At 67.1% G+C, this 12,260-nt stretch carries 10 protein-coding genes and 1 pseudogene; 5 read left to right on the top strand and 6 right to left on the bottom strand.

What is annotated here, in order from left to right:
- Positions 1–37: 37 nt before the first annotated feature.
- From DL544_RS03325 to DL544_RS03305, 5 genes and pseudogenes are all read right to left on the bottom strand, one after another.
- Positions 38–964 (bottom strand): DUF6607 family protein, encoded by a 927-nt coding sequence (locus tag DL544_RS03325; protein ID WP_065186809.1) that lies wholly within the window; start codon positions 962–964, stop codon positions 38–40.
- Between the two features lie 72 nt (positions 965–1,036).
- A complete protein-coding gene (locus tag DL544_RS03320) occupies positions 1,037–1,636 on the bottom strand; it encodes a ChuX/HutX family heme-like substrate-binding protein (RefSeq protein WP_065178741.1) in 600 nt (199 codons plus the stop codon).
- 4 nt (positions 1,637–1,640) lie between these two features.
- Complete coding sequence (locus tag DL544_RS03315; protein WP_277948695.1) at positions 1,641–3,833, bottom strand: TonB-dependent hemoglobin/transferrin/lactoferrin family receptor; 2,193 nt, start codon at positions 3,831–3,833, stop codon at positions 1,641–1,643.
- 152 nt (positions 3,834–3,985) lie between these two features.
- Positions 3,986–4,180: a hemin uptake protein HemP gene (gene hemP / locus DL544_RS03310; RefSeq protein ID WP_005412278.1), complete on the bottom strand. Its 195-nt coding sequence runs from the start codon at positions 4,178–4,180 to the stop codon at positions 3,986–3,988.
- A 245-nt stretch (positions 4,181–4,425) separates the two neighbouring features.
- A pseudogene (locus tag DL544_RS03305) lies at positions 4,426–5,396 on the bottom strand (aldo/keto reductase).
- A 193-nt stretch (positions 5,397–5,589) separates the two neighbouring features.
- Between DL544_RS03305 and DL544_RS03300 the strand changes: the two are divergent.
- From DL544_RS03300 to DL544_RS03280, 5 genes are all read left to right on the top strand, one after another.
- On the top strand, positions 5,590–6,888 hold the full coding sequence (locus DL544_RS03300; RefSeq protein ID WP_005415322.1) for a NupC/NupG family nucleoside CNT transporter: 1,299 nt from the start codon (positions 5,590–5,592) through the stop codon (positions 6,886–6,888).
- 25 nt (positions 6,889–6,913) lie between these two features.
- Positions 6,914–7,879: a ribokinase gene (locus tag DL544_RS03295; protein WP_139726744.1), complete on the top strand. Its 966-nt coding sequence runs from the start codon at positions 6,914–6,916 to the stop codon at positions 7,877–7,879.
- Positions 7,880–8,028: 149 nt separating this feature from the next.
- The gene (locus tag DL544_RS03290; RefSeq protein ID WP_053500089.1) at positions 8,029–8,460 is read left to right on the top strand and encodes a hypothetical protein; all 432 of its coding nucleotides are present in this window, start codon (positions 8,029–8,031) and stop codon (positions 8,458–8,460) included.
- 147 nt (positions 8,461–8,607) lie between these two features.
- On the top strand, positions 8,608–9,603 hold the full coding sequence (dusB, locus tag DL544_RS03285; RefSeq protein WP_065178788.1) for a tRNA dihydrouridine synthase DusB: 996 nt from the start codon (positions 8,608–8,610) through the stop codon (positions 9,601–9,603).
- A 62-nt stretch (positions 9,604–9,665) separates the two neighbouring features.
- Positions 9,666–10,493, top strand: coding sequence for a methyltransferase domain-containing protein (locus DL544_RS03280; RefSeq protein ID WP_049414053.1), 828 nt, complete (start codon positions 9,666–9,668; stop codon positions 10,491–10,493).
- Between the two features lie 644 nt (positions 10,494–11,137).
- On the opposite strand, the gene DL544_RS03275 is transcribed toward DL544_RS03280, so the two are convergent.
- Positions 11,138–12,169: a metal-dependent hydrolase gene (locus DL544_RS03275; protein ID WP_139726743.1), complete on the bottom strand. Its 1,032-nt coding sequence runs from the start codon at positions 12,167–12,169 to the stop codon at positions 11,138–11,140.
- Positions 12,170–12,260: the final 91 nt, after the last annotated feature.

The following is a 12,260-nucleotide window of genomic DNA, read 5'->3' as shown; positions in this document are numbered from 1 at the left end:
TGTTCAAGGAACAAGCACATCCACGCATGGCGTGGATCTACTGCGCCTTTTCCACGTACTTGGCGAAGACCTCGTCGATCTGCGCGTCCTTCACCTGTTTGCCGGACTGGATCTCTTCGGCCTGGGTGAACAGCGGGATGATCATCGCCATGCCATCGAGCTTGGTCTTCAGGTGCACGCCCGGGGCCTGGCCGAGGAAGCCGTCCCAGCGCTGGCGCACTTTGGCCCAGTAGCCGGCGGTGGCCTTCCAGTAGGCGCGGGCCGGGGTGAAGTCGACCTCGGTTGTCTTGACGTAGTCGTTGAAGCCGAACTCGCGGGCGATCTCCACCTGGCTGCCGTCGGCGTTGCGCTGCACCTTGGTATTGAACTGCTCGTGGGTCCAGCCATTGGGCGTGAGCGTGTGGCGGTTGACCACGGCCAGCGCGTTGTAGTCGCTGCGCTTTGTGTATTCACGACGCGGCAGCGGGCGCCAGCTCAGGTCGCTGGTCCAGCTCGGCACGTTGTTGGTGTACGTCCATTTGCCGGTGCCACAGTAGCGCGGTGCATCGCTCACTTCATACACGCACTGGGTCCAGGCGCCCTGGTTCACCGCTGCGGGAATGCGGCGTACCTGCCAGGTCTGGTCGGCGCTGAACTCGAAACGGCTGGGCGCTTCGTAGACCCAGTCCTGGCGCCAGTGCTTGGTGATGTGGCCGCTCTTCTCATCGAGCAACAGGTGCTGCAGCACGATGCGCTGCGGGGTGTCCTCGACCACGATGACCACTTCGCTGCCGCCGCTGCGCATCGCCGGCGCACGCTCGTAGCCGGGCTTGAGCAGCACGGTCTCGTCGAACGCGAAGTCGACGGTGTACTCGCCCTGCATGGCGAGGATGCTGTCGTGGTCGCGGGCGATGTCGGAGGGCTGCGCGCTGGCCACGCCGCTGGCAGCGAGCAACAGCATGACGCTGGCTGTCTGGAACTTCATCGGGTCTTCCTTCGGGGTTGCAGGTTCGTTGAGAGGCCATCCAGGGCCGGCGGGCGTTCCATCAGGAAAGGATCACAGGCGGATCAGCGGCAGGTCGCCGGGAATACGGGGTGTCGGCCGGCGCGCGGCGTCGGCGCAGCAGCAATCGTCGATCGCCAGCTCGCCTTCGGCACCTTCCAACCGAGCGATGCGACGCGCGGTGGCCGCGCCCAGCGAGGACAGGGTCGACAGGCTGGCTGCCAGCGTGCGGCCCTCGTCCGCGGCATGCAGGCGCAGCGTGCACAGGCGCCAGCGCTGGCCGCCGAGGTGCCCGGCCAGGCGACGCCACAGGCGTTCGCCGACACTGCCATCTCTGTCGTGCTCCGGGCCCGGCGGCAGCGCCGCGACCAGCCGGTCCCAGGCCAGGAAATCGCTGTCGGGCAGCAGGTACAGGCGCCACACGCAGCGGCCGCGGGTATCAAGGAAACACAGGCTTTCGCGTATGCCCTCGCTGTCCACGCCCTGGCAGGCGTGCACGCGCACCGCCTGGCGCCAGCCACCCAGCTCGTTGCCGTCGGCGTGGTACAGGCACAACACGGTGCCGAGCGTGGCCAGCTGTGCCGGGGTCGGCCAGGCCGCGCTGCCCTGCACGGCGATGGCGTCATTCCTGCGTGCGGACAAGGCGCGGCTCATGAGGTCACCAGGAAACGGCAAGGCTGGCGGAAAGGGTGCGGCCCGGGCTGGTGTAGCGATCCAGCACGCGGCTGGTCGCAGACAGCGTCGAACCCACGTTGGACCAATCGATGTAGCGCTTGTCGCCCAGGTTGAACACGCCGACGTTGAAGGTCGCGCCCGGGGCGAAGTTCCAGTGCGCCATCAGGTCGGCCACGCCGTAGCCGGCCGGGCGGTACACCGTCGCTGCAGTGACGCGGTCCTTGCGCTTGACGAAGGTACCGGCCAGTTCGACGCCCCAGGCGTCGGTGTCGTACATCAGGCCGACGGTGCCGCGCAGCGGGTCGACCGAATCCAGCGGAGTGTCCTCGGTCTTGTTGTCGCCGCGCGACCAGGCCACCGAGCTGCGCAGCGCCCAGCCCTGCAGCGCCGGGTTGATCTGGCCGAAGTCAACGCCAGCCTTCAGTTCGGCACCGTAGATGCGCGCATCGGCGATGTTGCGCGACTGGAACACCATCAGGCCCTGGGCGTTGGTGCCGACCAGCGACTGCGACTCGATGAAATCCTTGTACTCGTTGTAGTAGCCGCTGACGCTGACGTAGGCGGCCGGTGACAGGAAGCGCAGGCCCAGCTCCATGCCATCACTGGTTTCCGGCTTCAGGTCCGGATTGGGGATGGCGGTGTAACCGAAGGCGAAGTTGGTGAAGCCCAGGTTGACGTCGTTGTACGGCGGCGAGCGGAAACCATGCGAGTAGCCGGCGAACAACGACCATTCGTCGGTGAAGCGATAGACCACGCCCAGCTTCGGCGAGACGCTGGTCTTGGTCAGCCTGGCCACCGCAACGCCGGGATTGTCGTCGGCGAAGATGCTGTCCACTTCCGGCTTCAGCTCGTAGCGATCCACGCGCACGCCCGGCACCAGCGACAGCTTGCCGCCGGCCATGCGCATTTCATCCTGCGCGTACAGGCCCAGCTCGGTGGTCTTGCTGATCGGGAAGTCGCGTACCGGGAAGGCGTCGGGCAGGATGGTGGTGCTGGTCTGGCCATTGGCCAGAACCTGATAGCCGTCGCGCTTCTGGCGGATCTCGGTACGCGCACCTTCGAAGCCGTAGGTCAGCGCGTGTTCGACACTGCCGGTGCTGAACGCCTTGTTGAATTGTGCCTGCAGGCCGTACACGCGCTGGTCGAAGTTGAACTCGCGGTGGCGGCGGCTGCGGTTGGCGCGGTCTTCGTCGGTGATCTGGTTGGTCTCGCTGTGCTGGGTATACAGCTGCCAATGCAGGTTGTCGGCGAAGCCCTTGTCCAGCGCATCCATTTCATGGGCGAACGACACGCGGGTGCGGTTCTGCGTGTCGCGCGCCTTCATGCCGGTGGTGGTGGTGCGGTCGATGGAGGACAGCACGTTGGTATCGGTGTTGTCTTCGTTGCCTTCCACGGTCAGGCGGAAGCGCTGGTCCTCGCTCGGTGCATAGACCAGCTTGGCCAGGCCACTGCGACCGTCGCGGTCCTGCGGGTTGGGCGCGGTACGAGTGTTGTCGAGGCTGCGAACATCGCCCTTGTTACCGGTTTCCTGGCCCTGGCGATGGTTGATGTTGACCATGCCGCTCCAGTGTTCGCCGCCGAACGCGCTGGTCACGCCGCCGAGCAGGCCCTTCCACTCACCGTCGTAGCCGAACTTCAGGCCGACGTAGCTGTCCTTGCCATCCTTCAGGTAATCGGCCGGATCCTTGGTGACGAAGGCCACCACGCCCCCGAGCGCGTCGGAACCGTACAGCGAGCTGGCCGGGCCACGCACGATCTCCACGCGCTTGAGCGTGTCCAGATCGGTGAAGTTGCGGTTGGCGTTGGAGAACGAGCCGATGTTGAAGCTGGTGGGCATGGCGATGCCATCGGTCTGCACGCGCACGCGGTTGCCGTCCAGGCCACGGATGCGGATGCTGCCAAGGCCGAAGCGCGCGGCGCTGCGGCTGACCGACAGGCCCGGCTCGTAGCGCAGCAGATCCTTGATGTCCTGCACCAGGTGCCGGTCCATCTGCTCGCGGTCGATGACATCCACGGTGGCCGCCACGTCACTCACTGCCCGCTCGGTGCGGGTGGCGGTGACCTGCACGCGGTCGAAGTCGCGCGCATCAGGCGCGGCGGTGGCCGCGGCAGCAGCATGGGCGGACAGCGGCAGGGCCATCCAGACGGCGAGGCAAAGGGCGGTAGGGCGGGTCATCGGGTTCGTTCGGTCAGGCAGGGGAACCCCGGTTACCGGCACACCCGGGAGGTGCACGCGGTAGACCGAGGGGGAGAGAGCGGGCGCGGACGGGTCGCCCACCCTGCCGGCGCTGCCGGCAGGAGGGAGGGAGGCGGGCGACCAGGCCGCGATTACTTGGTCAGGATCAGCTTGTCGTTGCTGGTGTGCCGCAGGCGGTAGAAGCGGTCGCCGTGCTGGATCAGGATTTCACGACGGCCCTTGAGCAGGGCTTCGCTGTCGATGACCTCTTCCGGCGGAACGACACGGACCGGACGATCGCGGAGGGTCAGCGTTTCGGGGCGCAGCAGTACAGGTTGAGCATTCATGAGCATCTGGACTCGTGCGAGGGACGAGTCAAATGATAATGATTCTCAGTTGACAATCAACAACCATTCTCAATTTGATTGATGGGATTAATGATCGAATTCGAAAATTCAATAGGTGTCATCAATCAAAAGATGGCGCGGCGCTTTTGTAGAGTCGAGCCATGCTCGACTGCTCCTGGCACCGTCGCCTGGAAACGCACGCGCTACGCGCGGAGTCGAGCATGGCTCGACTCTACAAAGGGCTGTCAGCCGAAGGCGGCTTCGATCTCGGCCCAGCCGGCCGCATCCACCTGCTCCAGCACGTCCAGTGCCTGCAGGTTCTGCAGCAGCTGCTCCACCCGGCTGGCGCCGAGAATCACGCTGGAGACGTTCGGGTTGCGCAGGCACCAGGCAATCGCCAGCGCGGCCGGGGCGTGGCCCAGCTCACGCGCTGCTTCGCTGAAGCGGCGCACCTGGGCCAGGCGGGCCTCGGCGTCGTCACCCAGCACCAGCGCCTGCAGCCATTCCATGCCCTCGCGGCCCAGCCGCGCATCGGCCGGAATGCCCTGGTCGTACTTGCCGGTCAGCAGGCCCGAGGCCAGCGGCGAGAAGATGGTGGTGCCCAGGCCGGCACCGGCATACAGCGGCGCATACTCGACCTCGACGCGTTCGCGGTGCAGCAGGTTGTACTGCGGCTGCTCCATCGACGGGCCCTGCAGGTTGCGTGCTTCGGCGATGTCCAGCGCCTGCTGGATCTGCACCGCCGACCACTCCGAGGTCCCCAGTAGAGGATCTTGCCCTGCCGCACCAGGGTATCCATGGCATGCACGGTCTCGGCGATCGGCGCGTCCGGATCCGGGCGATGGCAGTAATAAAGGTCCAGGTAGTCCACCCGCAGGCGCTTGAGCGCGGCATGGCAGGCGTCGGTCACATGCTTGCGCGACAGGCCGCGCTGGGTCGGCCGTGGGTCCTTGGCGCTGCCGAAGAACACCTTGCTGGAGACGCAGATGCCATCGCGCGGCAGGCGCAGGTCGGCGATCACATCGCCCATCACCTGTTCGGCGCGGCCGTTGGCATAGCCCTCGGCGTTGTCGAAGAAGTTGACGCCGTGGTCCCAGGCGGCAGCCACCAGGTTGCGGGCCTCGTCGCGCGGGATCTGGTCACCGAAGGTCACCCAGGCGCCGAAGGACAGGGCGGAAATCGGCAGGCCGGTGGAGCCCAGGCGACGGTATTGCATGCGAATCTCCTGCTGCGGGCCCGCATCCGGGCCGGGATCGAGCCCCATTCTACCTGCCGCCGCCGGCCGCAAGCCCTTGCCGTTGCTGGCCTGATCGGTACCGATGGGCGCGCGCACGCTGCTTTTTCTTGCCCCGGCCCCTGCCCTGCACTAGGCTTCCCGTTTTTCGCGACGCCCCAGGGGAGTCACTCACATGGTCGAAGGTTTGGGCAGGATCGGCTTCGGCCTGTTCGGGTTGGCGGTGCTGATCGGCATCACCTGGCTGTTTTCCAACAACAAGCGTGCGGTTGACTGGAAGCTGGTTGCCACCGGTATCACCCTGCAGATCGCCTTCGCGGCGCTGGTGATCCTGGTGCCGGGCGGGCGCGACGTGTTCGATGCGCTGGGCAAGGGCTTCGTCAAGGTCCTGAGCTTCGTCAACGAGGGCTCGGGCTTCATCTTCGGCTCGTTGATGGACACCAAGAACTACGGCTTCATCTTCGCCTTCCAGGTGCTGCCGACCATCATCTTCTTCTCGGCGCTGATGGGGGTCATGTACCACCTCAACGTCATGCAGGCGATCGTGCGCGTGATGGCCTGGTCGATCACCAAGGTGATGCGCGTGTCCGGCGCGGAAACCACCAGCGTCTGCGCCAGCGTCTTCATCGGCCAGACCGAGGCGCCGCTGACCGTGCGCCCGTACATCGCCAGGATGACCCAGTCCGAGCTGCTGACCATGATGATCGGCGGCATGGCGCACATCGCCGGCGGCGTGCTGGCGGCCTACGTGGGCATGCTCGGCGGTGGCGACCCGGCGCAGCAGGCCTTCTACGCCAAGCACCTGCTGGCGGCGAGCATCATGGCCGCACCGGCCACCCTGGTCGTGGCCAAGCTGCTGATTCCGGAAACCGGCACCCCGCTGACCCGCGGCACGGTGAAGATGGAAGTGGAGAAGACCTCCAGCAACATCATCGACGCGGCCGCTGCCGGTGCCGGTGACGGCCTGAAGCTGGCGCTGAACATCGGCGCGATGCTGCTGGCCTTCATCGCCCTGATCGCGCTGCTGAATGCACCGCTCACCTGGTTCGGCGAAGTGACCGGCCTGGCCGCTGCCATCGGCAAGCCGACCAACCTGTCGACCATCTTCGGTTACGTGCTGGCCCCGATCGCCTGGGTGATCGGTACCCCGTGGGCTGATGCCACCACCGTCGGTTCGCTGATCGGCCAGAAGGTCGTGATCAACGAGTTCGTGGCCTACACCGAGCTGTCGCAGATCGTGAACGGCCAGGTGGCGGGCGTGAGCCTGTCCGACGAAGGCCGCCTGATCGCCACCTACGCGCTGTGCGGCTTTGCCAACTTCAGCTCGATCGCGATCCAGATCGGCGGCATCGGCGGCCTGGCGCCGGAACGTCGCCACGATCTGGCCAAGTTCGGCCTGCGCGCGGTGTTGGGCGGTACCATTGCCACCTTCATGACGGCGACCATCGCCGGCGTGCTGACGCACTTCAGTTGAACCCCTGGTTGAGAAAAGATTTCCTATGAGCAGCAGTGTCGTTGTCGTCGGTTCCTTCAATGTCGATCACGTGTGGCGGTGCGAGTCGCTGCCGGCACCGGGTGCGACCATTGCCGGCCGCTACAGCACCGGCCCGGGAGGCAAGGGCTTCAACCAGGCCGTGGCCGCCTGCCGCGCCGGCGCCGAGACGCACTTCGTGTGCGCGCTGGGCGATGACGCCGGCGGCGCCACCGCACGTGAACTGGCCGCGCAGGATGGCTTCGGCCTGATTGCCGAAGCCAGCAGCGAGCCGACCGGCACTGCGGGCATCTACGTGGACGCGCGTGGCCGCAACACCATCGTGATCGGCCCGGGCGCCAACGCCGCGCTCAGCACCGACTTCCTGCAACAGCAGCAGGCATTGCTCACCAGCGCCAAGGTGGTGCTGGTGCAGCTGGAATCGCCGGTGCAGACCATCGAAGCGGCGCTGGCCACGGCCCGCGAGGCCGGTGTCACCACCGTGCTCAACACCGCACCGGCCGACGCGCCCTCGACCATCGGCCTGCTCAAGCTGGCCGATGTGATCACCCCGAACGAGACCGAGTTCGCCGCGCTGCTCGGTCGCCATGTCGGTGAGCGCGTGGATGCCAACGATGTCGCCGCGCTGGATGGCGTCAGCCTGCATGCGCTCTGCCGCAAGCTGGTCGGCAACGGTACCGTGGTGGTGACCCTGGGTTCGGTGGGCGTGTTCGTCTCGCATGCCGACGAGAACCTGCGCGGCGATACCCAGCCGTACTACCGCGTCGGCGCCGAGCAGGTGCAGGCCATCGACACCACCGGTGCCGGTGATGCCTTCAACGGTGCGCTGGCCGCGTCGCTGGCGCAGGTGGCCGACGCCCCGTTCGCCCGCCACGTGCGCTTTGCCAACCAGTTCGCCGGTCGCTCGACCGAGAAGGAAGGCGCTGCAGCGGCGATGCCGCGCTTCACCCCGGCCGACGCCGAAGCCAAGTAATTCCACGCCACGCGTGGATGACAAGGCCCGGGTGCACAGGCACCTGGGCCCTTCTTTTGCCCATTGCCCAGCCCCTGCGACCGCCTGTCGCATTGCCCACATCCTGCCCCTCGCTCACGATCCGCGCAGCTTCCTTGCACGGGCAGGACATGGACGGATTCCCCTGGTTGCTGGTCGCGGCCGCAGGCAGTGCCGCTGCGGCGCTGCTGCATATCGGCTGCATCGCCTTCGGCGCCGCGTGGTACAGATACTTCGGTGCCGGCCAGCGCGTAGTCCGGCTCGCGCATGCGGGGCACTGGTGGCCACCGTTGATGACCGCCGGCATCACGGCCGTGCTGGTGGCCTGGACCCTGTACGCACTGGCCGCCGCGGGCTGGCATTCGCCGCTGCCGGCCAGCCGCCTGGTCCTGCCCGCCATCGCTGCCTTGCTGCTGCTGCGCGCCGCGACGGGCTTCGGCCTGGCACTGTTCCGGCCGGGGTACAACGGCCGGCGCTTCTGGGTGGTCAGTTCGCTGGCCTGCCTGGGCCTGGGGCTGGCCTTCGCCCTGGGTACCCGCCAGGCCTGGCAGAGCCTGGGTTAGCCGGCCACCATCGCCCGCCCTTGGGGGCGACGGAAGCAACCGTCAAGCATCTGCTGATGCCGGTACGGCATGAGGTCGGTGCCGATCGGCCTGAACCGGACCGTACCCGACACGGCCGTACCGCCGCCCGCGCCCTACAATGGGCGCATGCAGATCGGCCCGTACACCATCGCCCCCAACGTCGTGCTGGCGCCCATGGCCGGCGTCACTGACAAGCCCTTCCGCCTGCTGTGCAAACGGCTGGGCGCGGGCCTGGCCGCCTCGGAAATGACCATCAGCGACCCGCGCTTCTGGAACACGCGCAAGTCGATCCACCGCATGGACCATGAGGGCGAGCCGGCGCCGATCAGCGTGCAGATCGCCGGTACCGAGCCGCAGCAGCTGGCCGAGGCGGCGCGCTACAACGTCGACCACGGCGCGCAGATCATCGACATCAACATGGGCTGCCCGGCCAAGAAGGTGTGCAACGCCTGGGCCGGCTCGGCGCTGATGCGCGACGAGCAGTTGGTGGCGCGCATCCTCGAAGCCGTGGTCAACGCGGTGGACGTGCCGGTCACCCTGAAGATCCGCACCGGTTGGGACTGTGACCACCGCAATGGCCCGCTGATCGCGCGCATCGCCGAGGACAGCGGTATCGCTGCACTGGCCGTGCACGGCCGCACCCGCGACCAGCATTACACCGGCCAGGCCGAGTACGCCACCATCGGTGAGATCAAGGCCGCCCTGCGCATTCCGGTGATCGCCAACGGCGATATCGATTCGCCGCAGAAGGCTGCCCACGTTTTGAAGGAAACTGGCGTGGACGCGGTGATGATCGGCCGTTCCGCACAGGGCCGGCCGTGGATCTTCCGCGAAGTGGCGCATTACCTGGCCACCGGCGAGGAACTGCCGCCACCGTCGCTGGCCGAAGTGCGCGACATCCTGCTTGGCCACCTGCACGCACTGCATGCCTTCTATGGCGAACCGCAGGGCGTGCGCATCGCGCGCAAGCACCTGGGCTGGTATGCCAAGGACCGGCCGGAGAACGCCGCCTTCCGCGCGGTGGTCAACCGCGCGGAGGATCCGCAGAGCCAGATCGCGCTGACCACCGAGTACTTCGACCGCTTGATTGACGGGGAACCGGCGCTGTCTTCGGCGGCCTGACCGCCCTGCCGCGTCGCAACGTCGAGCCTGCTCGACCGAATTGAACTCCGAGAGCCCGCCCCATGACCCCGCCGATTTCCTCCCCGACTTACCTGCACGGGTTCTCCGGCACCGAGCAGCAGCGCCTGATGACCCAGGCGCGCCTGCTGGAGTCGAGCATCTTCGGCCAGATCGACTACAGCGGCGCGCGGCGCCTGCTGGAAGTCGGCAGCGGCGTGGGTGCGCAGACCGAGATCCTGCTGCGCCGCTTCCCCGAGCTGCACGTGACCGGCGTGGACCTGAGCGAGACCCAGCTGGCCACCGCGCGCGAGAACCTGGCGCGCACCCCTTGGTGCAGCGACCGTTACACCCTGCAGCAGGCCGATGCCGGCGAACTGCCGTTCGAGGCGCGCAGCTTCGATTCGGCCTTCCTGTGCTGGGTGCTGGAACACGTTCCGTCACCGGCACGCGTGTTGAGTGAAGTGCGCCGCGTGCTGGCGCCGGGTTCACCGGTCTACATCACCGAGGTGATGAATGCCTCGTTCCTGCTTGATCCGTACTCGCCGCACATCTGGCGCTACTGGATGGCCTTCAACGACTTCCAGTACGACCACGGTGGCGACCCGTTCGTCGGCGCCAAGCTGGGCAACCTGTTGCTGGCCGGCGGCTTCCGCGACGTGCATACCGAGATCAAGACCATCCACCTGGACAACCGCGAGCCTGCCCGTCGCAAGACCATGATCGCGTTCTGGGAGCAGCTGCTGCTGTCGGCGGCCGACCAGCTGCTGCAGGCCGGCTCGGTGGACGAGGACACCGTGGAAGGCATGCGCCGCGAGTTCCGGCTGGTGCAGAACGACCCGAATGCAGTGTTCTTCTATTCGTTCGTGCAGGGCCGCGCGACGGTGTATTGAGCCGACGCGGCACCAATGCTCCCGTATCCACGCATGGCGTGGATCTACTCAACGGCACCGGCTGCGGGCGCTGACCGACGCAGTAGAGCCGCGCCATGCGTGGCTGCCACCGCCGATGTCCCGCCATCCACGCAGGGCGTGGATCTACTCAACGGCACCGGCTGCGGGCGCTGATCGACGCAGTAGAGCCACGCCATGCGTGGCTGCCACCGCCGATGTCCCTTCATCCGCGCATGGCGTGGATCTACTCAACGGCACCGGCTGCGGGCGCTGATCGACGCAGTGGAGCCACGCCATGCGTGGCTGCCAGCGCCGATGTCCCTTCATCCACGCATGGCGTGGATCTACTCAACGGCACCGGCTGCGGGCGCTGATCGACGCAGTAGAGCCACGCCATGCGTGGCTGCCACCGCCGATGTCCCGCCATCCACGCAGGGCGTGGATCTACTCAACGGCACCGGCTGCGGGCGCTGATCGACGCAGTAGAGCCACGCCATGCGTGGCTGCCACCGCCGATGTCCCTTCATCCGCGCATGGCGTGGATCTACTCAACGGCACCGGCTGCGGGCGCTGATCGACGCAGTTGAGCCACGCCACGCGTGGCTGCCACCGCCGATGTCCCTTCATCCACGCAGGGCGTGGATCTACTCGGGCGCATGCCAGATCCGCTGCCACATCGCCGCCAGCCGGCGCCCGGCATCAGCGCGCGCGGCCGGGCTTCTGTAGTCCGCCCGCACCTGCTCGGGCACGATCGCCCGCCATTGCCCGTCCGCCTGCTCGGCGACGACGAAGTTGAAGGTGTAGTCCGGTTCCAGCCCCATGCGCAGATCGCTCAGCACAAGCCTTCCGTCCACGACCTGCGCACGCATGAAGCCACGGTTGAACCATTGCAGCTGCTGCACCGCCGGGATGGCCCGCGCTTCGCGCAAGGCCTGCACGTTGGACGCATGGCCTTCGAACCGCATCGGCCCATGGTCGGCCACCAGTGAGCGATCACCCACCACGTAGCCATTGGGCGTCATCGCTACCACCCGCCACAGCAGCGTATTGAACGGCATCGGCACCGAGAAGCGCGGCGCGTCACCCAGGCCCATCGCCGCCAGGCTCTGCTGGGCGGCCCGATCGACCTGCGCCTTGGCTATCAGCCCCCAGCCCAGGTAGCCACTGCTGAACAGCAACGCCGCGCCCAGCACCTTGCCCGCCCAGGGCCGCGCACGACCAAACCAGGCCAGCACGCAGCCCAGCAGCAGCCACACCGTGTAGCCAGGGTCGATGATGAAGACGCTGGAGCCCATGGTTGGGTGTGGCCGCAGCGGCCACCACAACTGGGTACCGTAGACGGTGAACGCATCCAGCACGGGATGGGTAACCAGCGCCAGCTGGATCGCCCAGAACCAGCGCAGCGGTGACTGCGCGACGCGACCATTGCCGAAGCGCTTGAACAACCACCAGATCAGTGCGGCCACCCAGGGCAGCACCAGCAGCGAATGGCTGAAGCTGCGGTGTTCGGTCATGTTCGCCACCGGGTCGGCCGCAGTGAAGCCAAGCCACAGGGCGTCGAGGTCCGGCAGGGTGCCGAGCGCGGCACCGGCCAGCAGGGCCGCGCGGCGATGGCCGGGCGGAGCGATGGCAGCAGCGACGGCGCCACCGAGCACGATCTGGGTCAATGAATCCATGGGCCGATGCTAGCGGCTTGCGCGCGGTGTATGTAGAGCCGAGCCCATGCTCTGCTGCTCTTCGTTGCGCGCAACGACAGCCGAGCATGGA

This window comes from Stenotrophomonas sp. pho (genome assembly GCF_006228405.1).
GTDB classification, from domain to species: Bacteria; Pseudomonadota; Gammaproteobacteria; order Xanthomonadales; family Xanthomonadaceae; genus Stenotrophomonas; species Stenotrophomonas sepilia.
Note: the sequence above shows the minus strand (reverse complement) of the source record. Positions and strands in the feature narration are given on the sequence as shown.